This window comes from Pusillimonas caeni, from assembly GCF_003545815.1.
GTDB lineage: Bacteria > Pseudomonadota > Gammaproteobacteria > Burkholderiales > Burkholderiaceae_B > Pusillimonas > Pusillimonas caeni.
Genome location: NZ_PDUW01000007.1, coordinates 136,426 through 161,810, shown reverse-complemented (window position 1 = coordinate 161,810; position 25,385 = coordinate 136,426). Strand labels below are relative to the sequence as shown.

25 protein-coding genes and 1 pseudogene are annotated in these 25,385 nt (G+C 65.1%); 13 read left to right on the top strand and 13 right to left on the bottom strand.

Translation table 11 applies throughout. The features are described from left to right. Positions 1-65: 65 nt before the first annotated feature. The 8 genes and pseudogenes from murJ to CSC67_RS15770 all read right to left on the bottom strand — a co-directional run bounded on the left by murJ (position 66) and on the right by CSC67_RS15770 (position 6,411). Positions 66-1,622, bottom strand: coding sequence for a murein biosynthesis integral membrane protein MurJ (murJ, locus tag CSC67_RS15805; protein WP_118995405.1), 1,557 nt, complete (start codon positions 1,620-1,622; stop codon positions 66-68). A gap of 6 nt (positions 1,623-1,628) precedes the next feature. Continuing rightward, complete coding sequence (locus CSC67_RS15800; RefSeq protein ID WP_118995404.1) at positions 1,629-2,387, bottom strand: 3-hydroxyacyl-CoA dehydrogenase; 759 nt, start codon at positions 2,385-2,387, stop codon at positions 1,629-1,631. Positions 2,388-2,446: 59 nt separating this feature from the next. Then, positions 2,447-3,100: an adenylate kinase gene (gene adk, locus CSC67_RS15795; protein WP_118995403.1), complete on the bottom strand. Its 654-nt coding sequence runs from the start codon at positions 3,098-3,100 to the stop codon at positions 2,447-2,449. Between the two features lie 88 nt (positions 3,101-3,188). Continuing rightward, complete coding sequence (gene kdsB, locus CSC67_RS15790; protein ID WP_118995402.1) at positions 3,189-3,953, bottom strand: 3-deoxy-manno-octulosonate cytidylyltransferase; 765 nt, start codon at positions 3,951-3,953, stop codon at positions 3,189-3,191. An 83-nt stretch (positions 3,954-4,036) separates the two neighbouring features. Beyond that, positions 4,037-4,213, bottom strand: a pseudogene (locus CSC67_RS21260) (Trm112 family protein); the annotation flags it as partial. A gap of 33 nt (positions 4,214-4,246) precedes the next feature. After that, positions 4,247-5,374, bottom strand: a complete 1,128-nt coding sequence (gene lpxK / locus CSC67_RS15780; protein ID WP_118995400.1) for a tetraacyldisaccharide 4'-kinase — start codon at positions 5,372-5,374, stop codon at positions 4,247-4,249. Continuing rightward, the gene (locus CSC67_RS15775) at positions 5,371-5,778 is read right to left on the bottom strand and encodes an ExbD/TolR family protein (RefSeq protein ID WP_118995399.1); all 408 of its coding nucleotides are present in this window, start codon (positions 5,776-5,778) and stop codon (positions 5,371-5,373) included. Before CSC67_RS15775 ends, lpxK begins: the two co-directional genes overlap by 4 nt. A 12-nt stretch (positions 5,779-5,790) precedes the next feature. Then, complete coding sequence (locus CSC67_RS15770; protein ID WP_167752926.1) at positions 5,791-6,411, bottom strand: MotA/TolQ/ExbB proton channel family protein; 621 nt, start codon at positions 6,409-6,411, stop codon at positions 5,791-5,793. A gap of 504 nt (positions 6,412-6,915) precedes the next feature. Between CSC67_RS15770 and xseA the strand changes: the two genes are divergently transcribed. From xseA to pcaF, 3 genes are all read left to right on the top strand, one after another. Next, the gene (gene xseA, locus CSC67_RS15765; protein WP_118995397.1) at positions 6,916-8,259 is read left to right on the top strand and encodes an exodeoxyribonuclease VII large subunit; all 1,344 of its coding nucleotides are present in this window, start codon (positions 6,916-6,918) and stop codon (positions 8,257-8,259) included. A 73-nt stretch (positions 8,260-8,332) separates the two neighbouring features. After that, entirely contained in the window at positions 8,333-8,911 is a 579-nt protein-coding gene (gene sodB, locus CSC67_RS15760; protein ID WP_118995396.1) for a superoxide dismutase [Fe], read from the top strand. Between the two features lie 26 nt (positions 8,912-8,937). Further along, positions 8,938-10,143, top strand: a complete 1,206-nt coding sequence (gene pcaF, locus CSC67_RS15755) for a 3-oxoadipyl-CoA thiolase (protein WP_118995395.1) — start codon at positions 8,938-8,940, stop codon at positions 10,141-10,143. Between the two features lie 149 nt (positions 10,144-10,292). Here the strand turns inward: pcaF and CSC67_RS15750 are convergent, their stop codons facing one another. Next, positions 10,293-10,700, bottom strand: a complete 408-nt coding sequence (locus CSC67_RS15750; protein ID WP_245220256.1) for a DUF192 domain-containing protein — start codon at positions 10,698-10,700, stop codon at positions 10,293-10,295. A gap of 165 nt (positions 10,701-10,865) precedes the next feature. Then, positions 10,866-11,111 (bottom strand): cold-shock protein, encoded by a 246-nt coding sequence (locus tag CSC67_RS15745; protein ID WP_118995393.1) that lies wholly within the window; start codon positions 11,109-11,111, stop codon positions 10,866-10,868. Positions 11,112-11,212: 101 nt separating this feature from the next. On the opposite strand from CSC67_RS15745, the gene clpS reads away from it, so the two are divergent. From clpS to CSC67_RS15720, 5 genes are all read left to right on the top strand, one after another. Continuing rightward, entirely contained in the window at positions 11,213-11,536 is a 324-nt protein-coding gene (gene clpS, locus CSC67_RS15740) for an ATP-dependent Clp protease adapter ClpS (RefSeq protein WP_118995392.1), read from the top strand. Positions 11,537-12,048: 512 nt separating this feature from the next. Further along, complete coding sequence (gene clpA, locus CSC67_RS15735) at positions 12,049-14,334, top strand: ATP-dependent Clp protease ATP-binding subunit ClpA (RefSeq protein ID WP_425337665.1); 2,286 nt, start codon at positions 12,049-12,051, stop codon at positions 14,332-14,334. Between the two features lie 131 nt (positions 14,335-14,465). Further along, positions 14,466-15,704 (top strand): paraquat-inducible protein A, encoded by a 1,239-nt coding sequence (locus tag CSC67_RS15730; protein ID WP_245220255.1) that lies wholly within the window; start codon positions 14,466-14,468, stop codon positions 15,702-15,704. Positions 15,705-15,714: 10 nt separating this feature from the next. Beyond that, positions 15,715-17,397, top strand: coding sequence for a PqiB family protein (locus CSC67_RS15725; RefSeq protein WP_118995389.1), 1,683 nt, complete (start codon positions 15,715-15,717; stop codon positions 17,395-17,397). Between the two features lie 22 nt (positions 17,398-17,419). Continuing rightward, complete coding sequence (locus tag CSC67_RS15720; protein ID WP_118995388.1) at positions 17,420-18,046, top strand: PqiC family protein; 627 nt, start codon at positions 17,420-17,422, stop codon at positions 18,044-18,046. A gap of 4 nt (positions 18,047-18,050) precedes the next feature. On the opposite strand, the gene dut is transcribed toward CSC67_RS15720, so the two are convergent. Together dut and CSC67_RS15710 are read right to left on the bottom strand one after the other, a co-directional pair. Continuing rightward, positions 18,051-18,512 carry a dUTP diphosphatase gene (dut, locus tag CSC67_RS15715; RefSeq protein WP_118995387.1) on the bottom strand — a complete coding sequence of 154 codons (462 nt, stop codon included), beginning with the start codon at positions 18,510-18,512 and terminating at the stop codon, positions 18,051-18,053. Between the two features lie 134 nt (positions 18,513-18,646). Further along, positions 18,647-19,570 carry an MBL fold metallo-hydrolase gene (locus CSC67_RS15710; protein ID WP_167752925.1) on the bottom strand — a complete coding sequence of 308 codons (924 nt, stop codon included), beginning with the start codon at positions 19,568-19,570 and terminating at the stop codon, positions 18,647-18,649. Positions 19,571-19,788: 218 nt separating this feature from the next. Here CSC67_RS15710 and CSC67_RS15705 point away from each other — a divergent pair, with 218 nt between their 5' ends. The 5 genes from CSC67_RS15705 to CSC67_RS15685 are packed head-to-tail and all read left to right on the top strand — an operon-like array spanning position 19,789 to position 24,121. Beyond that, entirely contained in the window at positions 19,789-20,808 is a 1,020-nt protein-coding gene (locus CSC67_RS15705; protein WP_118995385.1) for a TRAP transporter substrate-binding protein, read from the top strand. After that, the gene (locus CSC67_RS15700; protein ID WP_118995384.1) at positions 20,809-21,324 is read left to right on the top strand and encodes a TRAP transporter small permease; all 516 of its coding nucleotides are present in this window, start codon (positions 20,809-20,811) and stop codon (positions 21,322-21,324) included. It begins immediately after the preceding gene. Further along, the gene (locus CSC67_RS15695) at positions 21,321-22,646 is read left to right on the top strand and encodes a TRAP transporter large permease (protein ID WP_118995383.1); all 1,326 of its coding nucleotides are present in this window, start codon (positions 21,321-21,323) and stop codon (positions 22,644-22,646) included. Before CSC67_RS15700 ends, CSC67_RS15695 begins: the two co-directional genes overlap by 4 nt. A gap of 14 nt (positions 22,647-22,660) precedes the next feature. Then, positions 22,661-22,855 carry a 2-hydroxymuconate tautomerase family protein gene (locus CSC67_RS15690; protein WP_118995382.1) on the top strand — a complete coding sequence of 65 codons (195 nt, stop codon included), beginning with the start codon at positions 22,661-22,663 and terminating at the stop codon, positions 22,853-22,855. Positions 22,856-22,885: 30 nt separating this feature from the next. Continuing rightward, a complete protein-coding gene (locus tag CSC67_RS15685) occupies positions 22,886-24,121 on the top strand; it encodes a LysR family transcriptional regulator (protein ID WP_118995381.1) in 1,236 nt (411 codons plus the stop codon). A 61-nt stretch (positions 24,122-24,182) separates the two neighbouring features. Here CSC67_RS15685 and coaBC read toward each other — a convergent pair whose 3' ends face one another. Beyond that, positions 24,183-25,385 carry a bifunctional phosphopantothenoylcysteine decarboxylase/phosphopantothenate--cysteine ligase CoaBC gene (coaBC, locus tag CSC67_RS15680; RefSeq protein ID WP_118995380.1) on the bottom strand — a complete coding sequence of 401 codons (1,203 nt, stop codon included), beginning with the start codon at positions 25,383-25,385 and terminating at the stop codon, positions 24,183-24,185.

Genomic DNA, 25,385 nt, shown 5'->3' with positions numbered 1-25,385 from the left:
GGGTCTGTTAGCTGCTGTCTGGTTAGCTGCTGTTAGGTTTAATCGGCAAAGACAGCTAGTCTACCTTAAAAGGCCCTTTTTGTAAAGTGTCGTGGCCGGAATCCGCAGGCGAACAACACTCCGAAGTACACGGCGGCGGCGGCGGCCAGTACGCCGGCCAGCATCAGCGCGCGCTCTGCGCCGTGCACCGACGGCCCCACCCAATCGATGCGATGGTCGGCCCACCACAGCAAAGCGCACAAAGCCGCCATCGCGGGCGCGCAGCGGGCGCCGAAGGCGGCCCAGCCCCTGGAAGGACGATAGACGCCGCGCCGGCGCAGCAGCACCAGCAGCATCAGGGCGTTGAAGGTGGCGCCCAGCCCGATGGACAGCGCCAGGCCGGCATGCTGGAACAGCGGCACGAAGACGAGATTCATCAGTTGCGTCAGCACCAGGACGGCGATCGCAATGCGCACGGGGGTGCGGATATCCTGCTTGGCATAGAAGCCCGGCGCCAGGATCTTGATCGCCAGCAGACCCAGCAATCCCACCGCGTAGGCCATTACCGCCAGCCGCGTCTGCTGCACGTCGGCGACGCCGAAGGCGCCGTAGTTGAACAGCGTGGCGACCAGGCCCTCGGAAAGGAGCGCCATGCCCAGAGCCGCCGGCAGCCCCAGCAGGACGACCAGGCGCAGTCCCCAGTCGAGCAGGGCGTTGTAGCCCTCATGGTCCTGGCGCGCATGCGCGGCGGACAGGCTGGGAAGCAGGACGGTGCCCAGCGCAATGCCCAGCAGGGCGGTGGGAAACTCCATCAGCCGGTCGGCGAAGGACAGCCAGGTGACGCTGCCCGCCGCCAGCCAGGTGGCGATATTGGTATTGATCAGCAGCGAAATCTGCGCCACCGAGACGCCCAGCGTGGCCGGCACCATCAGGCGGGCGATGCGCCGCACCGTGGAATCGCGCCAGGCTTCACGCACGCGAAGCGAGATGCGCGGGCGCAGACCGAGCCGTGAAAGGGCCGCCCATTGAACCGCCAGCTGGGCGATGCCCCCCAGCATGACCCCGGCCGCCAGCGCATAGATCGGCACATCGAAATAAGGCACCAGGAACAGGCAGGCGCCGATCATGCTGAGGTTGAGCAGCACCGGGGTAAAGGCCGGTACGGCAAAGCGGCTCCAGGTGTTGAGCACGCCCGAGGCGAAGGCCACCAGCGACATGCACAGAATGTAGGGGAACATCAGCCGCGTCATCCACACCGCCGCGTCGAAGGCGGTCTGCTTGGATTCGGCCAACAGACCGCTGGCCATCGCCGTGACCACCCAGGGAGCCGCGATGATGCCGGCCACCGTGATGCCCATCAGTATCAAGGTCAGCAGCAGCGCCACGCGGTCCAGCAGCACCCGGACCGACTCGGGCGTGCCTTGATTGCGCGCCTCGCCGAGTATGGGCACGAAGGCCTGCGAGAAAGCGCCCTCGGCAAAAAGCCGTCGCAGCAGATTGGGTATGCGGAACGCCACCCAGAACGCGTCGGTCAGGGGGCCCGCCCCGAAGGAACTGGCGATGAGTATGTCGCGGAACAGGCCCGTGATGCGTGAGCACAAGGTAAGGCCGCTGACCGTGGCGGCCGACCGGAGCAGGCTCATGAGTGCTTACTTGGGCGCCATGCGGATGGCGCCGTCCAGGCGGATGGTTTCGCCGTTGAGCATTTCGTTCGTGATGATGCTGTGGACCAGCTTGGCGTAGTCCTCAGGACGGCCCAGGCGCGAAGGAAAGGGAATGCTGGCGGCCAGAGAGTCCTGCACTTCCTGCGGCATGCCGAACACCATGGGCGTGCCGAAGATGCCCGGCGCGATGGTGACGCAGCGGATGCCCACCTTGGACAGGTCGCGGGCGATGGGCAGGGTCATGCCCGCCACGCCGGCCTTGGACGCGGCATAGGCGGCCTGGCCGATCTGCCCGTCATAGGCGGCCACCGAGGCGGTGTTGATCAGGACGCCGCGCTCGCCGGTGGGCTCGGGTTCGTTCTCGCCCATGGCGGCCGCGGCAAGGCGGACCATGTTGAAGGTGCCCACGAGGTTGATCATGATCACTTTCTGGAAGAGGTCCAGCGCGTGCGGACCGTTCTTGCTTACGGTGCGGGACGCCGGAGCCACGCCGGCGCAGCTGACCAGGCCGAACACGGGGCCCAGCTTCTTGGCGGCCTCGATGGCGGCCGCCGCATCGGCTTCCCGGGTGACGTCGCAATGCACGTAGGTCTGACCCAGTTCCTTGGCCAGTTGCTGGCCGGCTTCATCCTGCACGTCGGCCAGGACGACTTTGGCGCCTTCGGCCACCAGCATGCGGGCCGTGCCGGCGCCCAGGCCGGACGCCGCGCCCGTGACGACGAATACTTTGTTCTTGATCTCCATGACTTCCCTTTTGATGGAACGGACACCATGCCCGTTCGTCCCTGCGGTTGCTGTGCAGCTTATTTGAGCGCGTCGGCGATGCGCTGGCGGATTTCGTCCAGCGAACCCACGCCGGATACCTGGCGGAAGGCCGGGGCGTTCTGGTCGCCGCTCTTGGCCCAGTCCGAATAGTAGTCGACCAGCGGACGGGTCTGCTGCTGATACACCGACAGGCGGTGCCGCACGGTTTCTTCGCGGTCGTCGTCGCGCTGCACCAGGGGTTCGCCCGTCAGGTCGTCGACGTCGGGCGTCTTGGGCGGGTTGAACGCGACGTGGTAGCTGCGCCCGCTGGCGGGGTGCACGCGGCGTCCGCTCATGCGCTCGATGATGTTTTCGTCGGGCACCACGATCTCGACCACGAAGTCCAGGCCGATGTTGGCTTCTTTGAGGGCGTCCGCCTGCGGAATGGTGCGCGGAAAGCCGTCGAACAGATAGCCGTTTGCACAGTCGGGCTGTTCGAGGCGGTCTCGCACCAGGCCGATGATGATGTCGTCCGAGACGAGTCCGCCGGTATCCATGATTTTCTTGGCTTCGAGCCCCAGCGGCGTTTGCGCCTTGACGGCGGCACGCAGCATGTCGCCCGTCGAGATCTGGGGAATGCCGAATTTCTCGGTGATGAACGCGGCCTGCGTTCCCTTGCCAGCGCCGGGGGGGCCGAGCAGGATCAATCGCATGAATACCTCCCTAAATATGCTTTTTCCAATTTCTTGCTGATGCGGCAACGCAACAATTTTACATGGTTGGCCGCGCATAGAGGACGATTTATAACCGATTTACGAAGATGCCGCGCACGCGCTCCAGGTCGGCTTCGGTGTCCACGCCGGCCGCCGGATGGCTGTCGACGGCCATGACGGCAATGCTGTAGCCGTTCTCCATGGCACGCAATTGCTCGAGCGATTCGAATTTCTCGAGCGGCCCGACGGCAAGCTCGGGAAAGCGTTTCAGGAACCCCGCGCGGTAGGCGTACAAACCGATATGTTGCAGCGCAGGAAGATCGGCCGCCAGGCGCTGCCGGCCGTCGGCCAGAGCGTCGCGCGCCCAGGGGATGGGCGCGCGCGAAAAATACAGGGCTCGTCCCTGGCGGTCGCACACCACCTTGACCACATTGGGATTGAACAGGGCCTGGACGTCGCCGATGGGTACGGCGCAGGTCGCGATGGCGGCCTGCGGACTGCGCGCCAGCAGCTTGGCCACCGCGTCGATCAGCGCGGGCTCGATCAGCGGCTCGTCGCCCTGCACATTCACCACCACCGCCTCGTCGTCCAGGCGCAAGTGTTCGGCCACCTCGGCCAGGCGATCGGTGCCGGTCGGATGGTCGGACCGGGTCATGAGGACCTGGAAGCCGTGCTGCGCGACGGCGTCGCGGATGCGCGCATCGTCGGTGGCGACAATGACCTGCCGCGCGCCGGATAGGGCGGTCCTTTCAGCGGTGCGCACCACCATGGGCTTGCCGGCGATGTCCAGCAGGGGTTTGTCCGGCAGGCGGGTGGAGGCCGCGCGCGCCGGGATGACGGCGACGAAGCTCACGCCCGGGCGTCCGGCTTGCCGGCTTGCTGAGACGGCGCGGCGGAACTCGGCGCAGCCGCGCCGCCGGACGAGGCGGCCTGCGGTGCAGCCGCTTCGCCGGCCAGCGATCGGGCCTCGCTTTCAAGCATGACGGGGATGCCGTCGCGGACGGGAAAAGCCAGTTTGTCGGCTTGGCAAATAAGCTCCTGGGCCTGGCGATCGTATTGCAGACGGCCTTTGCACAATGGGCAGACCAGAATGTCGATCAGATGGGATTCCACGTGAACTCCGGGTATTCGTTCGAATATTGAAGTTTAATGCCTTTGGGCGGCAGCGTCGCCCAGCAGTTTTGCCAGACGATCGAGCCAGGACGGGTCCGAAAAACTCGCTTCGACATGGACGACCCACACCCGCGGATCGGCGAAGCGGCCGCATTTGACGGCGTCCTTGGCGGTGATGGCGATGAGGGCCTGATTCAGGGCGGTGAATGGCGTTTGCTCGTAGGCATCGTGGTCGGGCAGCGCCAAGGCCCGCTCCAGCCTCAGGCCGGCGCCGCGCAAGGTGTCGAAGAATCGCGCCGGCTGGCCGATGGCCGCCACCGCGGCCATCGGCGTGTTTCGATGGCGGGCCACCCAGTCGGGCCAGGCCACTCGGACACCGCTGGAAAGATGCTCGGCGCTGGTCGGTCGAAGGCGCATGCCGATCCGTTCGGGTCGGCCGCGCCTGGGCCGGGATGTTTCGACCGCCTGCCCGCCGCCATCGATGCGGCCGTTGTCGAAAGAGACGCCATCGGCGGCATGGCCAGCGGCGGGCCCCTCGCTGAAAGGCGCGCCGTTGTCCACGATGAAATCCACTTCGGCGAGTTTGGCCGCCGGTTCGCGCAACGGGCCGGCGGGCAGCAGCCTGCCGTTGCCGATGCCGCGCGCATCCTGCACGACGATTTCCACGTCCCGGCTCAGGGCCAGATGCTGCAGCCCATCGTCCGAAATCACCACGTCCACATCCGGAAATCGTTGCACCAGGGCTTGGCGCGCCCGACTGCGTTGCGGATGGACGGCGACGGGCGCGCCGGTGGCCCGGGCGATCAGCGCGGGCTCGTCTCCGAATTCCGCGGCGTCCAGCGGGCCTTGACCGGTGCGCGGATCGGAGCCCTGTTGCGCGCCATAGCCGCGGCTGACGATGCCCGGCGTCCAGCCCAGCGCGCGCAACTTGTGCGCGATGGCGATGACGACCGGTGTCTTGCCGGTGCCGCCCACCACCAGGTTGCCCACCACGACGGTGGGCAGGGCCGAGGGCGGCGCTGGCTGCGCAAGAGCGCGGCGCTTCCGGCGGCGGACCACCAGGCCGGTGATCCAGGCGAAAGGCAGCAGGGCGGCGCTGACCGGCCCCTTTTTCTGCCATAAGGCGTGGACGCGGGCGCGCAGAAGTTCGGCCGGCTTCACGGCGGGCTCTGCACGGCGAAGTGGATGCGCCCCAAGCCGGCCTGCTGCGCCGCCTCGAGCACGCGCATCACCGATTCGTGCGGGCTCTGCGCATCGGCGTTGATGACCAATGCCTGCTCGGGAGACCGGCGGGCCTGGCGCAGGGCGTCGGCGATGTCGGCCGTGCGGCCGTCGCCGATCAGACGCCCGTCCAGCGCGTAAAGGCCGTCGCGGCTTACCGCGATGTTCAGCGCTTGCGGGTCGGCCTCCTGGGCCCGGGCCTCGGGCAGGGTGACCTCGAATTGCTGCATGCGGTTGAACGAAGTGCTGGCGGCCAGAAAGATCAGGATGACCAGCAGCACGTCGATCAGGGGAATCAGATTGATGTCCGGTTCGTCGTCCCAGGATCTGCGTCGGAAATTCATGGCCGCCGCCGCTCAGTAGGGCCCGGGCCGGTCGGCGTCGTTGGCCAGGACCCGATTGAGTATGCCCGCCTGCCGTTCCATCTGGTGCAGATAGCTTTCGACGCGGGAGCGGAAATAGCGATGGAAGATCAGGGCGGGAATGGCGATGAGAATGCCGAAGCCCGTGTTGTAAAGGGCGATGGAGATGCCCCGGGCCAACTGGGTCGGATCTCCGCCTGCGGGGGTGTACGAGCCGAAGATCTCTATCATGCCCACCACGGTGCCGAAGAGCCCCATCAAGGGGGCCACGACGGCAATGGTGGACAAGGCCGGAATATAGCGATTGAGCTCCTGCGCCACGTCGCGGCCGGCTTCTTCGATGGCCGCATTGCGGTAGTCGCTGGATTCCCCTCGTACCGCTACCACTTCGGCCAGTATGCGTCCCAGCGGAGAGTTGTCCGCCAGCCGCTCCAGCGTCTCGCGGCCGCCGCCTCCGCGCCGGGCCACGTCCACCACCCGGTCGAGCAGTCCCGGCGGAATGATGCGCTTGCGGCGCAGGGCCAGAAACCGCTCGATGATCAGAGCCAGGCCCAGCACCGAAGTGACTATCAGCAGCCAGATGGGCCAGCCGGCTTCATCGATCATTTGCAGCAAGATGGTTCTCCGCCATGGTCGTCAGGGATGTCATGCAAGGCATTTTACGGTGCGCCCATGAAAAATGGGGAGAAGCGGCTTGGCTTTGCCGGGGCGGGCGGCGGCCGGACGACGGCGAACCTTTGCGGCCGCGCTGCGGGCGCCGAGTGGTCCCGCAAGGATTGCGCGGCGTGGCATTGATGGACAAAATCGGCGTGGATCAAGGCTTTCGGCAGGGTATCCACAGAAACTGTGGATAATTCTGTGCATAAGGGTCGCGATGCGCGCATTCCGCCGGGCCTGGAGGTTCAGTGGTCATTTTCAGTCCGTTGGCTCATGTAAATATTTTCCTATATAAATCAAACAGTTATGTTGATAAATTAAAGCGCGGTTTTACGAGTTCCGCCAATTTGATTGATATTTCACTGGTTTGACAAAAATGCTTCGCTTGTGGAAAGAGAAGCCAAGGCCCGGGCGGCGGCACGGGGTTTGCTATAGTCCTTCTTTTTTTGAGCGCCGGCTTTCATGTTCTCGTCCTCGTCCCCCTTGAACGACGCTGTGTTGACGGTTTCCCAGTTGAACCGGCAAGTCGGCAATGTGCTCGAAGGCCACTTCAGCCAAGTCTGGGTGCGGGGCGAGATCTCCAATTTCACGCGCGCGGCCTCGGGCCATTGGTATTTCACGCTCAAGGACGAGTCGGCGGCCGTGCGGGCGGTGATGTTTCGCGGCAGGGCGCAGGCGGTGGGCTTTACGCCCCGGCCGGGCGAACGCTTCGAACTGCGGGCCAACGTCACGCTGTATCAGGCGCGGGGCGACTACCAGCTGCAGGTCGAGGCCATGCGCCGGGCCGGCCAGGGCGATCTGCACGAGGCCTTCCTGGCACTGAAGGCCAGGCTGGGCGACGAGGGCTTGTTCGATCCTCTGCGCAAGCGCGCCATCGCGACGATGCCGAGGGCGGTGGGCGTGGTCACCTCGCTGGCCGCCGCCGCGCTGCGCGACGTGTTGTCGGCCATGGCGCGGCGGGCGCCTCACGTGCGCGTCGTGATCTATCCGGCCCCGGTGCAGGGGGCGGATGCCGCTGGCCTGCTTTGCCAGGCGCTGTCCCAGGCGATTGCGCGCGGCGAGGTCGATACGCTGTTGCTGGTCCGCGGCGGCGGCAGCCTCGAAGACCTCTGGAGCTTCAACGACGAGGCGCTGGCCCGCGTCATCGCCGCCAGCCCCATTCCCATCGTCAGCGGGGTCGGGCATGAAACCGATTTCACCATCGCCGACTTCGTGGCCGATTTGCGGGCGCCCACTCCCACCGCGGCGGCGGAGCTCTGCTGCCTGCCGCGCCAGGCTTGCCTCGAACGTGTCGATGCGGCGATGCAGTCCATGGCCTTGCAGCAGCGGCGCTGGTTCGAGCGCGCCGCGCTCAGGCTCGACAGGGCGGTGGGCATGCTGGTGTCGCCGCAAGAACGCCTCGATCGCCAGAGCGAACGATTGCAGTCGCTGAAATTGCGCCTGGCCCGCGCAGCCGCCGCACAGCAGCGCGCCCAGACCGACCGGCTGGCCATGGCGGGCGCGCGGCTGGCTCATCGCCGGCCCGACATCGCCGCCCTGCGCGCGGGTTTGCGCGCCCAGACGAACCGTCTCGCAGCCTGCACGCCTCACCTGGTGGCCACGCGCAGGTCGAGCCTGAATTCAGCGCTGCAGACGCTCGAAGCGCTCAATCCGCGCAAGATACTGAACCGCGGCTATGCGATCGTGCGCGACGAGAGCGGGGCGCTGGTGAAAAATGCGTTAGACTTGAACAAGGGCGACCGTCTCGTTCTCGAACTGGGGCAGGGCGGGGCAGACGTCGAAGTGATCAGACCCATACAAAAATAACCCAGGCCCATACAATAATATGGGTGGTTTGTCGTTTTTCTTAGTCAACAAGCTTTTTTGAAGGATACAGAACATGGCTTTTGAGCTTCCTCCCCTTCCTTACGCGATCGATGCGCTGGCTCCCACCATCTCCAAAGAGACCCTGGAATACCACTACGGCAAGCATCACCAGACATACGTCACCAACCTGAACAACCTCATCGCCGGTACCGAGTTCGAATCCGCCTCGCTTGAAGACATCATCAAAAAATCCTCGGGCGGCGTATTCAACAACGCGGCCCAGGTCTGGAACCACACTTTCTACTGGAACAGCCTGTCGCCCAACGGCGGCGGCGAACCCTCCGGCAAGCTGGCCGAGGCCATCAACGCCAAGTGGGGCGGTGTCGCTGCTTTCAAAGAGGCCTTCAACAAGTCGGCCGCGGGCAACTTCGGCTCGGGCTGGACATGGCTGGTCAAGAAGCCCGACGGTTCGCTGGACATCGTCAACACCAGCAACGCCGCCACGCCGCTCACCACCGCCGACGTGCCGCTGCTTACCTGTGACGTCTGGGAGCACGCGTACTACATCGACTACCGCAACGCGCGTCCCAAGTACCTCGAAAACTTCTGGAATCTGGCCAACTGGGATTTCGCCGCCAAGAATCTGGGTTAAGTCTTAGCTGTACAGGCCTTCTCATCATGACTACACATGCTTTCATCTGCGATGCCATTCGCACCCCCTTCGGCCGCTACGGCGGCTCCCTGTCGTCGGTGCGCGCCGACGACCTGGCCGCCGTGCCCATCAGGGCGCTGATCGAGCGCAATCCCGATGTCGACTGGAGCCGGCTCGACGACGCGCTGTACGGCTGCGCCAACCAGGCGGGCGAAGACAACCGCAACGTCGCCCGCATGGCGGTGCTGCTGGCCGGCCTGCCGGTCAGCGTGCCGGGCGCCACCATCAATCGGCTCTGCGGTTCGGGGCTCGATGCGGTCGGCAGCGCGGCCCGCGCCATTCGCTCCGGCGATGCGCAATTCGTGCTGGCCGGAGGAGTCGAAAGCATGAGCCGCGCGCCCTTCGTGATGGGCAAGGCCGAAACCGCTTTTTCCCGCAAGGCTTCCATCGAAGACACCACCATCGGCTGGCGTTTCGTGAACAAGCTCATGAAGGAAAAATACGGCATCGACTCCATGCCGGAAACGGCCGAGAACGTTGCCGACCAATTCAAGGTGTCGCGCGAAGACCAGGACCTCTTCGCGCTGGCCAGCCAGAACAAGGCCGCCGCCGCTCAACAGAACGGATCGCTGCGCGAAGAAATCACTCCGGTCACCATCCCGCAGCGCAAGGGAGACCCCGTGGTCGTCGACACCGACGAGCACCCGCGCCAGACCAGCCTTGAAGTATTGGCCAAGCTCAAGCCCATCGTGAGGCCCGACGGCACCATCACGGCGGGCAATGCGTCGGGCGTCAACGACGGCGCCTGCGCCGTCCTGATCGCTTCCGAAGAGATGGCCAGGCAGCAGGGGCTTACGCCGCGGGCACGCATCGTCGCCATGGCCACGGCCGGCGTCGAGCCGCGCATTATGGGCATCGGCCCCGCGCCTGCCTCTGAAAAAGCCCTGGCCCTGGCCGGGCTCACCATCGACCAGATGGACGTCATCGAGCTCAACGAAGCTTTTGCCTCGCAAGGCCTGGCGGTGCTGCGCATGCTCGGCGTGGCCGACGACGACCCGCGCGTCAATCCCTACGGCGGCGCCATCGCGCTGGGCCATCCGCTGGGCGCCAGCGGCGCCCGCCTGGCCACCACCGCCGTCTACCAGCTGCAACGCACCGGCGGCCGGTACGCGCTGTGCACCATGTGCATCGGCGTCGGCCAGGGCATTGCGGTCATCCTCGAACGCGTGTAGTTCCCGTCCCGCCACGGCGCGGCGCGCAGACCCCAAACGCGGCCTTCACGGCCGCGTTTTCTTTTTTGGCGTCGGGCCGCACGATGCGGCCACTGAGTCGCTTGCGCCCCGCTTACCCGTTCGGGAACCCAATGCGTGCAGAAGGCCGATCACGGGGAAGGCAGGCCCTCCACCTGCTGCCCGGGCTCGATGCCATACTGAAGGAACCAGCCTCGCGGCATCTCCAGGGCGTAGCGCATCGGCCCGGCAGGGCAGTGGGTGGCCTCGCTGTGGGGCTGCATATCGCGCATGTTGATGATGCGGCCCCGGGCGTCGATAAAGGCAATGGACAGCGGCAGGGGGGTGTTCTTCATCCAGAAGCACTGCGCCGTCTCCTGTTCGAACACGAACAGCATGCCGTGGTCGGGCGGCAGCGACTCGCGGAACATCAGGCCCCGGTTGCGGACTTCAGGGGTGGCGGCAATCTCGACATGGGCGGTTGCCGCGCCGAGCGACAGGCTGGCGGTGGGCAGCAGCCTGGCTTGTGCCGGGGCAGGCGATGGAACTAAACTCGTCATGAGGCCTGCCACAAGGCATGCCGCGGCGCAGGCGGCCTGCCGGGCCCGGGTGTGCCGCCGCGTCGCAGGGCGGCCCACTCCGCCCTGAAACGCAAAAAAAAAGAGGCCGAAAGGCCTCTTTACAATGAGGTGCTTGAACATCGATTGTTGTAATTCTTGGTGCGATTAAGAGGCAGACGTGATGTTGAGGGCTTGCTTGCCTTTTGGCCCCTGTGCGATTTCGAACGCGACTTTCTGGCCTTCTTTCAAGGTTTTGAAGCCGTTCATTTGAATGGAGGAAAAGTGTGCGAAGAGATCTTCTCCGCCGTTGTCCGGAGTAATGAAGCCGAAACCCTTGGCATCGTTGAACCACTTGACGGTTCCGGTCAGCTTTTGGGTATCCTCAGTGGAGGGGGTGCTTAGTTCAGACATGCGTACTGCCTCTCGACTATAGTGTGGGGTTGGAATAGTAGGATAATGCGCAACTTGGCGTGCCATAGTCAACTATGGTAATTACTTAGATTGAAGCAATCATGGCAATCGACACGGACACCCACCGAGATACGGTTCTCGACCGTCAGCAAAGCAAGCTGGCTCCGCCCCCCATGTATCAGGTGGTGATGCTCAACGACGACTACACCCCCATGGAGTTCGTCGTCAACGTCCTGCGCCGCGTGTTCGGCAAGTCCGAAGAAGAGGCCGCCCACATCATGCTCAAGGTGCACCACGAGGGACGCGGCGTCTGTGGCGTGTATCCGCGCGACATCGCCGCCACCCGCATCGAGATGGTCATGCAGCTGGCGCAGGCCCGCCAGCACCCCCTGCAATGCATCATGGAGCCGGCGCCCGAAGCCTGACCGGCGATCGCTCGACGCACCGGTCGCCCGGCCGATGGCTCTTTCTTCCCGCGGCGCACCGGCCCGAGGCCGAGACCGCATCGCCGCCCCGCATTGCGTGAAAGAATTTCATGGCGTTGGCAAGGCCGAAGCGCTTCCGCCCGGCGGCATCCAGGGGCCGAGTACGGCCGATTTTCAGGATGCCGCCGTTCGCCGGTCCGCCATTTGCTGTATTTCGTGCGCAGGCGCTGTGGCGAGAAGGGGACAGCCGGTCCGCATCGCTCAATCCGTTTTTCATCGTCAGCGACTACGGGTATAGTTAGAACTAAGTGGTTTGAAATTTGCAATGCATTGCATTCATTGGTTTGCGGCTTACGGCGCTGTTATTCGGCCTTTGCACGGAACCCTTGGCGCCGGCCAAGGTCTGATACGAGTAGCCTGTTTAGTCATAGAATAGAACCATCGAATGCTTGTCCGCTTCGTAATGCAATGGAGGAAGCGTGATCTCTGAAGAACTTGAAGTCAGTCTGCACATGGCCTTTGTCGAGGCCCGCACCGCCAGACACGAATTTATTACCGTAGAGCATTTGCTGCTTTCCCTGCTCGACAATGCGGCCGCCATCGAGGTGCTGCGGGCCTGCTCGGCCAACATCGACGCATTGCGCCAGGATCTGCGCAAATTCATCGCCGAAAACACCCCCGTGTTCCCGGGCGAGGACGAAGTCGACACCCAGCCCACGCTGGGCTTTCAGCGCGTCATCCAGCGTGCCATCATGCACGTGTCCTCGGGCAATTCCAACAAGAACACGGTCACCGGCGCCAACGTGCTGGTGGCCATGTACGGCGAGAAAGACTCCCATGCGGTCTATTACTTGCTACAGCAGGGGGTAACCCGCCTAGACGTGGTCAACTTTTTGTCGCATGGTATTACCAAGACGCCCGAGGAGCCCGCCGCCGAGCCGGTCAAGCAGTCGGCCCCCGAGTCCGAACACAAACCCGACCAGCAGAAATCGCCATTGGAACTCTACGCACTCGATCTCAATGCCGAAGCACGCCAGGGACGCATCGATCCCCTCATCGGGCGCGAGCTCGAGGTCGAGCGCGTCATACAGGTTCTGTGCCGTCGGCGTAAGAACAACCCCTTGCTCGTGGGCGAGGCCGGCGTGGGCAAGACCGCCATCGCCGAGGGCCTGGCCTGGCGCATCGTCAAGGGCGACGTCCCCGACATCCTCGCCGATGCCGAGGTGTACGCGCTCGACATGGGCGCCTTGCTGGCGGGCACCAAATACCGGGGCGACTTCGAACAGCGCCTGAAGGCGGTGCTCAAGTCGCTCAAGGACAACCGCAACGCCATCCTGTTCATCGACGAGATCCATACCCTCATCGGCGCGGGCTCGGCGTCGGGCGGTACGCTGGACGCGTCCAACCTGCTCAAGCCGGCGCTGTCGTCCGGCCAGCTCAAGTGCCTGGGCGCCACCACCTACAACGAGTACCGAGGCATCTTCGAAAAAGACCACGCCCTGTCGCGGCGCTTCCAGAAAATCGACGTGGCCGAACCCACCGTCCAGCAGACCATACAAATCCTGCGCGGCCTGAAGGGTCATTTCGAATCGCACCACGGCGTGCGCTATTCGTCCGCGGCCATCACGGCGGCGGCCGAGCTGGCCGCGCGCCACATCAACGACCGCTTCCTGCCCGACAAGGCCATCGACGTCATCGACGAGGCCGGCGCGGCCCAGCGGCTGCTGCCGCGCTCGCGCCAGAAAAAAGTCATCGGCAAGAGCGAGATCGAGGCCACCGTCGCCAAGATCGCGCGCATTCCGCCTCAAAGCGTTTCCAGCGACGACCGCAACAAGCTGGCCACGCTCGACCGCGACCTCAAAACCGTGGTCTTCGGCCAAGATGCCGCCATCGAGGCTCTGTCCGCGTCCATCAAGATGGCGCGCTCCGGCCTGGGCCGTCCCGACAAACCCATCGGCTCCTTCCTGTTCTCCGGTCCCACCGGGGTGGGCAAGACCGAGGTCGCCCGCCAGCTGGCCTTTACCCTGGGCGTCGAACTGCTGCGCTTCGACATGTCCGAGTATATGGAGCGCCACGCTGTGTCGCGCCTCATCGGCGCGCCTCCCGGCTATGTGGGCTTCGACCAGGGCGGGCTGCTTACCGAAGCCATCAGCAAGCAGCCGCATTGCGTGCTGCTGCTCGACGAAATCGAAAAAGCGCACCCCGACGTCTACAACATCCTGCTGCAGGTGATGGACCACGGCACGCTTACCGACAACAACGGGCGCAAGGCCGACTTCCGCAACGTCATCATCATCATGACGACCAATGCCGGGGCCGAAGCGCTCAACCGCAGCACCATCGGCTTTGCCGCGCCGCCTAAGACCGGCGACGAAATGGCCGACATCAAGCGCCTGTTCACGCCCGAGTTCCGCAACCGGCTCGACGCCATCATCGGCTTTACGCCGCTGTCGCGCGACATCATCCTGCGGGTGGTCGACAAGTTCCTCATGCAGCTCGAAGACCAGCTGCACGAGAAGCGCGTCGAAGTCACGTTCTCGCAGGCCTTGCGCGACCATCTGGCCAAAGAGGGCTTCGACCCGCTCATGGGCGCCCGCCCCATGCAGCGGCTCATCCAGGACACCATCCGCCGCGCGCTGGCCGACGAGCTGCTGTTCGGCAGGCTGGCGGACGGCGGCCATGTCGAAGTCGATCTCGACGAGCAGGGCAAGGTCAAGCTCGAGATCAGCGACAAAGACAAGTCGCCCAAGCTCAAGGCCAGGCCTCCCATCGACTCAGAAGCCGAGCTCATTGACTAGGCGGAAAACCCAGCCCAACGGCCCCTTTCCCGGGGTTGACGACGGCGGAGCCTGACATGTCGGCTCCGCCGTTGCTTGCATGCCGCCATTGCGATCGACTTCATCAACGTCTGCCCATCGAGGCGGGCGCCATGGCTACATGCACGCGTTGCGGCTATGTGCTGTACCGGCAAAGCGGATTGACCCTGCGTCAATGGACGGCGCTGGCCGTGGCGGCCGTCGTGGTGTTTGCCATCGCCAACTATTTTCCCATCGCGGTGCTCAGCATTCAGGGCATCAGCGTGCAGGCCACCCTGCCTCATGCAATCTGGATCACCTGGCAGCAGGGGCACGGCAGCGTGGCGCTCATGACGGCCCTGTTCGCCTTCGCTTTTCCCCTGGGGCAGATGCTTTTTCTGTTCTGGGCATTGCGCGCCATCGTCACCGCCGATCTGCCGGCTGACTTCAAGTACGGCATGCGCATGCTGGACGCGCTTGCTCCATGGAGCATGCTTTCCGTGCTGCTGCTGGCGATACTGGTGGCCATGGTCAAGCTGTTCGATCTGGCCACGGTGTCGTTCGGTCCCGGCTTGTGGGCATTTGCCGTCGCGGCCTTCCTGCTGACCGCCCTGGGCCGGGTGTCGGCGCAGCGCCTCTGGCGCTATGCCGAGGACGCCGGCCTGGTCGAACGTTCCGGGCACGGCCTGCGCCCCGGCGAGCCTTATGTGTCCTGCCACGCCTGCGGCTTTGTGCAGCGGGCGCCGCAAGACGAGCGCGCTTCCTGCCGGCGTTGCGGGGCCCGGGCGCACCGGCGCCTGCCCGACTCTTATTCCCGCACCTGGGCGTTCGTGTTCGCGGCGGCCGTCCTGTACGTGCCGGCCAATGTCCTGCCGGTGATGGTCATCTATACGCCCAAGGGCGCTTCGTCTCACACGATACTGAGCGGCGTCATCGAATTCTGGCGCATGGGCTCCTGGGACCTGGCGCTCATCGTCTTCGTGGCCAGCGTCGTCGTGCCGCTCACCAAGCTGCTGGCGCTGGCTGTGCTGATGCTGCGCCACCAATGGAGGGGGCCTGTCGTCGAGCGCCAGCGCACGCGGCTGTACGAACTGATCGAGTTCGTGGGGCAGTGGTCGATGCTGGACGTCTTCGTCGTGGTGCTTTTGTCGGCGATGGCGGACTTTCCCGGTTTTTCCCAGATCACGGCCGGAGGCGGCGCGGTGGCTTTCGGCGCTGTCGTGATCCTCACGATTTTTGCCGCAATGAGCTATGATCCCCGGCTGGGCTGGGATGCCGACCCCGAGGAAGCCGGCGCCATCCCGTCCCGTGCCCTGGACGACGTACCGGACCGCTCGCCGATCCTGCCGGAAGCGACGGACAATAAATACTAAAGGACTGCAGATGAGCAGCGACCAACGCCATTCCGACGAAGAAGAAGCCGGCGGCCCGACGTCAGGCCCGGCGCAGGGGCCGGGCCGCCAAGCGCCGCCGCCGAACGTCAAGCCGCGGCGCAGGACGGGTATCTCGTGGATCTGGCTGGTGCCCCTGGTCGCAGTCCTGGTGGGCCTTTCGCTGCTGGTGCGGGGATGGCTCAGCGTCGGACCCGTAGTCACCATCAGTTTCGAGTCTGCCGAAGGGCTCGAGGTGGGCCAGACCAAGATCCGCTACCGCGACGTGGTGGTCGGCGTGGTCAAGGACGTCCGCATTTCCGAAGACCGTTCCACAGTGCTGGTCAAGGCGCAGCTCAATCGCGACGGGGCGCGCTATTACACTCAGGAGTCGGCGCGCTATTGGGTGGTGCGTCCCAGGCTGGGCGCCAGCGGCGTGTCCGGGCTGGGCACCTTGCTGTCGGGCGCCTACATCAGCGTCGACGCGCCCCGGGAAGTCAGCAGCGACAAAGAGGTGACCACCTTCAAGGGACTGGAAATCCCGCCCGAAATCACGTCGAATCGAGAGGGACGCAGGATAACCCTGTTGACCAAGGATCTGGGTACGCTGGATATCGGTTCGCCCGTGTATTTCCGCCGCATCAAAGTGGGCCAGGTCATCGGCTACAGCCTGGCCGACGACGGCCGGATGGTCAGCGTGCAGATATTCATCGACGCGCCCAACGACCGTTTCATCACCGAGGACACGCGTTTCTGGAATATCAGCGGCATCAATATGTCCCTGGGCGCCTCCGGCGTCGAAGTCAAGACCGGCTCTCTGGTGTCGGTGCTTGCCGGAGGCATCGCCTTCGCCTCCGTCAATCCCTTCAATACCATGCCGGCGCCCGAGCAGACCACATTCACCCTGGCCGACAGCGAAAGCGAAGCCATGGCCGAGCCGGACGGGCCGCCGTTCCGGGTCGACATGGTGTTTCGCCAGTCGGTGCGCGGCCTGAAGCTGGGGGCGCCGGTCGATTTCCGCGGCATGCAGCTTGGCGAAGTCTACGATATCGATCTGGAGTTCGACGAAAAAGAAAAACGCTTCTATGTGCTGGTCAAGGCGCACCTGTACCCGCTTCGCTTCGGCGGCGCCTACGAGCGGCTGTCCGATGAGCAGAAAGCAGAGAGATATCCGGCTCCCGCCTTGCTCGGGCCGCTCGTCAAGCATGGCCTACGGGCGCAGATCAAGGCCGCCAACCTGCTGACGGGCCAGCAATACATCTCGCTCGATTTCGTGAGCGACGCCGAGCCGGTCGAACTCGATCCGGACGCCAATCCCATGCTGGTGCCCACGGTGACGGGCAGCTTCGACAAGCTGCAGGAACAGCTGAGCAGCGTGGTGGCCAAGATCGACGCAGTGCCTTTCGACGGCATAGGCAAAGAGCTGCAGGCCAGCCTGGCCTCCCTGCACCGCTTGCTCGACGGGCTCGATGGCCTCGGGCCGCAGCTGGGCGGCACGCTCAAGGCGGCCCAGCAGTCCCTGCAGAGAGTCGAACGCATGCTGGACGACGATTCGCCCATGAACGCCGGCCTGGAGAGCACTTTGCGCGAACTGAGCAGCGCGGCCAAATCGCTGCGGGCGCTGGGCGACTACCTGCAGACGCATCCTTCAGCATTGATACGAGGCCGGCCGGCGGACGCGCTGCCAGCGCCTTGATGCCGACCAGGAGACACTTACCATGAAACGCGTATTCTTCCCGACGAGCTTGGCTTTGGTTCTTGTACTGGCCGGCTGCGCCTCGGCGCCCCAAAGCAATTACTACAGCCTATCGGGCACGGCCGAGCCGGCGCCGGCCACCGCCGCTCGCGGCGACTTCGCCATCAGCCTGTCTTCGGTCGAGATACCTGAGCAGGTCGACCGCCCCCAGATCGTGCTCAGCCGCGAAGGGGACGCGCAGGTGACGCTGCTGAACGAATCGCAATGGGCCTCGCCGCTGGCGGACGAGATACGCAACGCTTTGTCCCACGATCTGACGCGCCGGCTGGGCGTGCTCGATGTCTCGCCGCGCGCCGCTCCCGAGTCGCTGCCCTTATGGGCGCTGGGGGTGACGATACAGCGCTTCGAATCGGTCTACGGCCGCCGTGCCTTGCTCGAGGCGACGTGGAGGCAGGCGCCCCGCCGCGGGACCCAGGGTGCGCAGGCCATATGCCGGGCCGAGATCGAGGTGCCGGTTCAGGAAGGCATGTCGGCCCTGGTGGCGGGCCACCAGCAGGCCCTGGACACCCTGGCGGGCCTGATGGCGGACAAGCTGTCGGGCAGGGCGCTGGAGGCGGGGCAGGGCGTCACCCTGAAGGGCTGCGCCTGAGTGCTCAAACGCGGCCGGTGCTGCCGAAGCCACCTTCGCCCCTCTCGGTTTCGATCGAAAAGTTGTCGACGTAGTGCAGGCCCACCTGGGCCACCGGCTGGAACATCAGCTGGGCGATGCGTTCGCCGGGTTCAATCACATAGGGCGCATCTCCGTCGTTGGCCAGAATGACTCCGATCTCGCCGTGGTAGTCGGCATCGATCACGCCTATTCCCTGGGCGACCCGCACGCCATGCTTCAGGGACAGCCCCGAGCGTGAAGCCACGATGGCTACCAGGCCGGGATCCATCATGTTGATGGCCAGCCCCGTCTTGACCAGCACCCGTCCGCCGGGCTGCAGGGTGACGGGTGTTTCGATGCAGGCCCGCAGGTCCATGGCGGCGGCGCCTTCGGTGGCGTAGGTCGGAAGGGGCACGTCCGTGCCGAGCAGGGGATTGACGATGCGGGCTTCTATACGTCTGAACACTGGGAATCCTTTGCTGGGTTGAAGAGGCCGCACGCTCGCGACGGGTGCTTCGCGTGTCGCCGGCCTGTGGAAACGTCCCAGGATTGTATACCCGCCCAAGCCACCGTCCCGACCGGAGGCGGGGCGCCCGCGGCTCAGCGTCCCCAGATGGGCAGATACGAAGGCGCGCACGTATTGCCGGTGGATTCGATCCGGCACAGAAAAGGATCGGCAAAGTGCGTGGGCAACAGCAGCACGTCGTTGCGCGCGCAGTCGTCCAGCACGGCGAGCCGCGTCTGCAGAGCCATGCTGCGGTCGTCATCGAAAACGGAATACAGCTCGGGGAAGGGCAACTGCACCGGATGATGGATGACGTCTCCGCAGAACAGCGCATGCTCTCCATCGCCCCGGAGCCGGATCTTGACGTGTCCGGGCGTGTGGCCGGGAGCGGCTTCGACGGTCAACAGATCGTCCACGGCATAGCCCTCGTCGATCAATTCCATCTGGCCGGCCTCTTCGACAGGCAGCACGCTGTCGGCGAAAACGAATTGCTCGGATTCGCGCGGCACGTGGTCGGGGCGGCGTTCGTCCCAGCGCTCGAATTCGCGGCGCGTGAACAGATAGCGTGCATTGGGAAAGGTGGGTACCCACCGGCCGTTCTCCAGCCGGGTGTTCCAGCCGACGTGGTCGGAATGCAGATGGGTGCACATGACGAAGTCGATGTCCTCGGGGGCGGCGCCGGCGGCCGCCAGGCGCTCGAGCCAGGGTTCCTTGCGCATGTGGAAGCGCGGATTGGTGGGCCGCTGCTTGTGGTTGCCGATACAGCTGTCGATCAGAATGGTGTGATGCCGGGTGCGCACGAGCCAGCTATGGATGCTGGTGCGGATGCGGTCTTCGGCCGGATCGTAGAAATGCGGCACCAGCCATGACTCATGCTGCCGCCACATCTCGGGCCGGAAGTCCGGAAACATGAAAGTGCTGACGAAGCCCGGGCCGTGGTAGTCCTGTATGCGGGTGACTTCGGTATCGCCGAAGCGCAGGCCGCGGCCCGCCTGGTTGATGTCCTGTATTCGGTTCATGTGCAAGACCTCCTTCAATGGCACGAGTGTGCCACTCCGGGCCTGTCTTGGTAATACGTAAACCATGTCTTATAAATTTTTTCGACAGGTATAAAAGCATTTTGAGATCGACGGCGGCTGCGTTGTAGCGCCAGAATAGGGCCGTCAGAGTGTAGGACGCGCAGCAAAACCGACATCCACCATGAGCCCTGTGCTCATACCCATGCAAGGAGTTTGCCATGAGACCTTTGCTTGCCTTATTCAGTGCCCTCGTTATGGTCGCGCCCGTGGCCCATGCACAGCCGGTAGTGCTCAAAGTGGCGCATTTCCTGCCCGTCGCATCCGCCGCGCACAGCAAGATGATCGTCCCCTGGTGCGAAAAGATCGAATCCGAATCGCAGGGCCAGCTCAAATGCCAGATCTACCCGGCCATGCAATTGGGAGGCAACCCCTCGCAGCTGTTCGGCCAGGCCCGGGACGGCATCGCCGACATCGTATGGACGCTGCCCGGATATACGCCGGGCCGGTTCCCGGTTTCAGAGGTGTTCGAGCTGCCGTTCGTGGCGACGACGCACCAGGCTTCCTCGCGTGCGCTGTGGGATTTCACCCAGCAATACGCCAAGGCCGAGTTTGCCGGCGTCAAGCCCATCGCCACCTGGGTCAATGGACCCAACTACCTGCACATGCGCAACAAGCAGGTCGAGACCCTGGAGGATCTTCGCGGCATGAAGATCCGGGCCCCATCCCGCCTGAGCAACGAGCTCTTGACCAAGCTGGGCGCCAGCGCCATGGGCATGCCGCTTCCCCAGGCCGTAGAAAGCTATTCCAAGGGGGTGATCGACGCGGCGCTGCTGCCCTGGGAAGTCATACCGGGCGTCAAGATGCACGAACTGTCGAAGTTCCACGCCGAAACGGCCGGTCCGCGCATGCTGGCCACGTCGACCATGATCTTCGTCATGAACCAGAAGAAGTACGACAGCCTGCCGGCCGAACTCAGGAAAATCATCGACGCCAATAGCGGTTCGGACACATCGGCCTGGGTGGCCGCGCAGTTCGAAGAGGCCGACAAGGCGGGCCGCAAGGCGGCCGTCGACCGCGGCAATACCGTGTATGAAATCAGCGAGGAAGAAATGAAGCGCTGGACCGAGGCGACGGGCTCCATACGACAGGGCTGGATCGAGAACGTGGGCAAGCAGGGCGCAGACGGCCAGGCTCTTTACGATGCCGCAGTTTCCCTGGTCGACAAGTACTCCAGGTAAATGAAGGACGACACAGCCCTTTCCCGGCAGGGCCCGGCCAGTGCGACGCGGCGCTGGCTCGAAGGCGTATGCGGTTTCTTTGCCGCGTTGGGCGTTGCCCTGTTCCTGCTGGAGGCCCTGCTGTCGGTGGCCAGCATCGCCGGGCGCGCGGTGCTGCGCAATGCGGTGCCCGGCGACTACGAACTCGTCAGAATGCTGTCGGCGGTGGGCATCGCCATGTGCCTGCCGTATTGCGAGCTCAAGCGGGGCCATGTCCTGGTCGACTTCTTCACGCTCCGGGCGTCGGCGCGGCTGAAGCGCTTTCTCGATGCGGCGGCCTCGATACTGATGGCGGCGGTGGCCTTCCTGCTGGCCTGGCGCACCGGCGTAGGCACGCTGGAGATCCGCCAGTACCAGGAAACCAGCATGGTGCTGAACCTGCCCGTGTGGTGGACGTACGTGCCGCTTGCGCCCACGTTCGCGCTGTTGGGCGTGGCCGCCTTGTCCAACATGATGCAGTGGCGGGAGCCGACATGACGGGGGTGCAGATCGGGTTGTTGATGGGCGTCTTCATGCTGGCCATGCTGGCGCTGCGCATCCACGTCGGCATTGCCATGTTCCTGGCCGGAGCCGTGGGCTATGTGTGGATCTCGGGCTGGGACGCCTTGGTCGCCACCTTGAAGCATGCGCCGTACGCGCGCTTTTCCATGTACGACCTGTCGGTCGTGCCCCTGTTTCTGCTGATGGGCCAGTTTGCCACCTACGGCGGCCTGTCCAGGGCGCTGTTCCAGGCCGCCAACGCCTTCATCGGCCACTGGCGCGGCGGCATGGCCATGGCCGGTGTGGGCGCCTGCGCGGGCTTCGGGGCGATTTGCGGCTCGTCGTTGGCCACCGCGGCGACCATGACCCAAGTCGTGCTGCCGGAGCTCAGGCGCCATGGCTATTCGCCCGGGCTTTCGGGCGGCGCCATCGCCGCCGGGGGAACCCTGGGCATTCTCATTCCTCCCTCGGTGCCGCTGATCATCTACGCCATCATCGCCGAACAGAACATCGCCAAGATGTTCATGGCGGCGCTGGTGCCCGGCGTGCTGGCGGCGGTGGGCTACATGATCGTGGTAGCCGTGTCGGTGCGTCTTCGAGCCGATGCCGCGGGTCCTCTCGTGCCCCGGTACGCATGGTCTGAGCGCTGGCGCACTTTGCTGTCCACCTGGCCGGTGATCGTCATCTTCGCGGCCGTGCTGGGCGGCATCTACAGCGGCCTGTTCACCGCCACCGAAGCCGCGGCCCTCGGCGCGCTGGCAACCGGCGTGGTGGCATGGAAGTCGGGCGGGCTCAGGGACGGCGGGCTGGCCGCCTGCATTGCGGGCACGGCGTCCGGCACGGGGATGATCTTCCTGATTCTCATCGGTGCCGACATGCTCAGCTCGCTGCTCGCCGTCAGCCAGATCTCGAACGTGACGGCCGAGTGGGTGCAGAACCTGGGCCTCGGGCCGTTCGGCGTGCTGGTCGCCATCCTGGTGCTGTACATTCTGCTGGGCTGCATCATGGACAGCCTCTCCATGATCGTCATCACCATACCCATACTGCTGCCGGTCGTGCTGGGGCTGGACTACTGGGGCCTCGGCCCCGACGAGAAAAGCATCTGGTTCGGCGTGCTGGCGATGGTGGTCATGGAGATGGGGTTGATCACTCCGCCGGTGGGCATGAACGTCTACGTCATCAATGGCGTTGCCCGAGATCTGCCGCTGGGAACGATATTCCGCGGCGTGGTTCCCTTTCTGGTGTCCGATTTCATACGTCTGGCGCTTCTTGTGGGATTCCCTGTGTTGACGCTGGCGCTGGTGCGCTGGCTAGGATGAGAAGGAGCTGTCATATGCCCATCGCCCGTTTGTCGATCATGCAAGGCCGCAGCGCGGAAGAAGTTGCGGAACTCATCGACGCCGTGACCGAGGCCATCCACCAAAGCCTGCGGGCGCCGCGAAGCAATATACGCGTACTGGTCGACGAGGTGCCGCTCAGCCACTGGGGCATCAGCGGCAAGACCGCCCTGGAACTGGGCGAAACCTGATACCTGCCGGCTTTCCGGCACGGGATCGGCGTGAATCTTCACCCCAAGCATCTCAAGACCTTCGTCGCGGTATGCCATGAAGGCAGCATGAAGCGGGCGGGAGAAAGCCTGCGCAGGTCGCGGTCGGCGGTTTCCTATTCGATCGAAGAGCTCGAGCGCGACGTGGGCGGCAGGCTTTTCGAAAGGCATGAGCGCGGCATGCTGCCGACCGAGATCGGCACGGTGCTGCTGCGCCGCGTCGAAGGCGCTTTCGCCGAAATGGGGCGCGCGCGCCAGATGCTGGAGGACATGGCCGACGTGCAGGGCGTCAAGCTGTTGAACGCGCCGATATTCGCGCTGTCGGTCGGCAAAAGACGCCTGGAGGTGCTGCTTGCATTTGCGGACCTCATGCACATGGGCGCCGTCGCGGCCAGGCTGGGCATTTCGCAGCCGGCGGTCAGCCTGGCGGTGCGCGATCTGGACGTCAGCACCGGGCTGCCGCTGTTCCAGCGTTCCGATGGCGCGATGCGGCTGACCGCGGCCGGCGCGGCCCTTCTGCTGCACCTGAAGCGCGCTCTGGCCGAGCTGCGCCACGCCAGCGCCGAGATCGCCATGCTGAGCGGCAAGATCGAAGGCAAGGTGACGGTCGGCGCGCTGCCTTTCGGCGGCGCCTTGATCCTGCCCATGTCCATCGCCAGGCTGCAGTCGAAGCATCCCAACCTGAACATTGCCACTGTGGAGGGCTCGTTCGAGACCTTGGCGGCCGGCCTGTGGTGCGGCGACATCGACCTGGTCGTGGGCGCGCTGCAGCCCGTGGGGCAATACACCACCCTGGTGTCGGAAAAGCTGTTCGATGACTGGATCGCCATCATCGCCCGCTCGGGCCACCCACTGGCGCAAGACCCGAATGCCTCCCTGAGCGATGCGCTGCAAGCGCGCTGGGTGCTGCCGGGAGAGGGCACGCCCACCCGCAGCGCGCTGACCGCCTTGCTCGACGCGCATCGCCTGCCGCACCCGCGCGTGACCGTCGAGACCTCCGACCCCGCCACCATCAGGGGACTGCTGCTGGAGAGCGACCTGATTACCGCCGCCGCGCAGCGCATCTTCCACCACGACATCCAGACGGGCGCGCTGACAAGGCTGCCGCTCGTTTCCGGCGCCGTGCACCGTTCCATCGGCATCATACGGCGGGCGCCGGAGCGTTCATCACCGGGGGCGCGCCTGCTGATGGACGAGCTGCGGGCGGTGGGCAGGGCTCATGCCGAGTGGTCCGGTCCGCCGCGCTGACGCGTCGAGCCCACGCACGCGCCGGATCGCGCCCGCGCGGATTGCCTTACATCCAGGGGCTTCAGGCTTTGCCCGGCAGGCGGGCCGCAATGGCTTGAACGAGGCGGCGGGCCGCCTCGGTCTTGCTCAGCTTGGGCAGCGCTTCAGCGCCCTGGTCATCGAACAGCACGAAGGTGGTGGTGTCGCCGCCCATGGAGTCCTGAGCCAGATTGCCCACCAGCAGGGGAACGCCCTTGCGCCGGCGCTTGGCCTGAGCATGCTCGTGGAGGTTTTCGGTTTCGGCCGCAAAGCCGACGCACCAGGGGCCGCCGGGCCTGCGCGCCACGTCGGCGAGGATGTCGGGATTGGGCGCGAACTGGAGGGCGGGGAGCTGGTCGGACGCGCTCTTCTTGAGCTTGTTGCCGCTGGCATTGACGACGTGCCAATCCGCCACCGCGGCCACCGCGATGAACAGGTCGGCATCGCCCACACTAGCCATCACGGCCGCATGCATGTCGGCGGCGCTTTCGACGTCCAGTCGCCGCACGCCTTGCGGCGCGGGCAGGGCGGTGGGCCCTGAAACCAGCACCACGCTCGCGCCGGCTTCGTGGGCGGCCCGCGCGATGGCGTAACCGGTCTTGCCCGACGAGCGATTGGTAATGACGCGCACCGGGTCGATTTTTTCGCTGGTTGGACCGGCGGTGATGACGACGCGCCGGCCGGCCAGCAGCTTGGGCTGGGTGAAGGCGATGAGTTCCTGCAGCAGTTGGTCGGGCTCCAGCATGCGGCCGTCGCCGACTTCGCCGCAGGCCTGTTCGCCGCTGCCGGGGCCCAGGACCTGCACGCCGTCCTGGCGCAGCTGCCGGACGTTGCGCTGGGTGGCGGGGTGTTCCCACATCTCGCGGTTCATGGCCGGCGCCACCAGCAAGGGGCATCCGCCGCGCGCAAGGCACAGCGTCGACAGCAGGTCGTCGGCCAGGCCGTGGGCCAGCTTGGCCAGGAAGTCGGCGCTGGCGGGAGCGATGAGCACGGCCCGCGCGCCCCGCGTCAGGTTGATGTGGGCCATGCTGTTGGGTACGCGATTGTCCCAGGCATCGGTGTAGACGGGCCGGCCCGACAGGGCCTGCATGGTGGTGGCGGTGATGAAGTGCGAGGCGGCATCGGTCATGACGACATCGACGACAGCGCCGTGGTCCTGCATGCGGCGCAGCAGTTCGGCGCTTTTATAGCAGGCGATGCCGCCTGTCAGGCCCAGCACGAAGCGTTGTTGGTCGAGGTCGGGCAT

What these genes read in the sequence shown, in the direction of transcription:
- murJ (WP_118995405.1), bottom strand. Translation starts at nt 1,622, where the DNA reads ATGAGCCTGCTCCGGTCGGCCGCCACGGTCAGCGGCCTTACCTTGTGC.
- CSC67_RS15800 (WP_118995404.1), bottom strand. Translation starts at nt 2,387, where the DNA reads ATGGAGATCAAGAACAAAGTATTCGTCGTCACGGGCGCGGCGTCCGGC.
- adk (WP_118995403.1), bottom strand. Translation starts at nt 3,100, where the DNA reads ATGCGATTGATCCTGCTCGGCCCCCCCGGCGCTGGCAAGGGAACGCAG.
- CSC67_RS15775 (WP_118995399.1), bottom strand. Translation starts at nt 5,778, where the DNA reads ATGAATTTCCGACGCAGATCCTGGGACGACGAACCGGACATCAATCTG.
- xseA (WP_118995397.1), top strand. Translation starts at nt 6,916, where the DNA reads ATGTTCTCGTCCTCGTCCCCCTTGAACGACGCTGTGTTGACGGTTTCC.
- sodB (WP_118995396.1), top strand. Translation starts at nt 8,333, where the DNA reads ATGGCTTTTGAGCTTCCTCCCCTTCCTTACGCGATCGATGCGCTGGCT.
- pcaF (WP_118995395.1), top strand. Translation starts at nt 8,938, where the DNA reads ATGACTACACATGCTTTCATCTGCGATGCCATTCGCACCCCCTTCGGC.
- CSC67_RS15750 (WP_245220256.1), bottom strand. Translation starts at nt 10,700, where the DNA reads ATGACGAGTTTAGTTCCATCGCCTGCCCCGGCACAAGCCAGGCTGCTG.
- CSC67_RS15745 (WP_118995393.1), bottom strand. Translation starts at nt 11,111, where the DNA reads ATGTCTGAACTAAGCACCCCCTCCACTGAGGATACCCAAAAGCTGACC.
- clpS (WP_118995392.1), top strand. Translation starts at nt 11,213, where the DNA reads ATGGCAATCGACACGGACACCCACCGAGATACGGTTCTCGACCGTCAG.
- clpA (WP_425337665.1), top strand. Translation starts at nt 12,049, where the DNA reads ATGGCCTTTGTCGAGGCCCGCACCGCCAGACACGAATTTATTACCGTA.
- CSC67_RS15730 (WP_245220255.1), top strand. Translation starts at nt 14,466, where the DNA reads ATGGCTACATGCACGCGTTGCGGCTATGTGCTGTACCGGCAAAGCGGA.
- CSC67_RS15725 (WP_118995389.1), top strand. Translation starts at nt 15,715, where the DNA reads ATGAGCAGCGACCAACGCCATTCCGACGAAGAAGAAGCCGGCGGCCCG.
- CSC67_RS15720 (WP_118995388.1), top strand. Translation starts at nt 17,420, where the DNA reads ATGAAACGCGTATTCTTCCCGACGAGCTTGGCTTTGGTTCTTGTACTG.
- CSC67_RS15710 (WP_167752925.1), bottom strand. Translation starts at nt 19,570, where the DNA reads ATGAACCGAATACAGGACATCAACCAGGCGGGCCGCGGCCTGCGCTTC.
- CSC67_RS15705 (WP_118995385.1), top strand. Translation starts at nt 19,789, where the DNA reads ATGAGACCTTTGCTTGCCTTATTCAGTGCCCTCGTTATGGTCGCGCCC.
- CSC67_RS15700 (WP_118995384.1), top strand. Translation starts at nt 20,809, where the DNA reads ATGAAGGACGACACAGCCCTTTCCCGGCAGGGCCCGGCCAGTGCGACG.
- CSC67_RS15695 (WP_118995383.1), top strand. Translation starts at nt 21,321, where the DNA reads ATGACGGGGGTGCAGATCGGGTTGTTGATGGGCGTCTTCATGCTGGCC.
- CSC67_RS15690 (WP_118995382.1), top strand. Translation starts at nt 22,661, where the DNA reads ATGCCCATCGCCCGTTTGTCGATCATGCAAGGCCGCAGCGCGGAAGAA.
- coaBC (WP_118995380.1), bottom strand. Translation starts at nt 25,385, where the DNA reads ATGCCCGACCTCGACCAACAACGCTTCGTGCTGGGCCTGACAGGCGGC.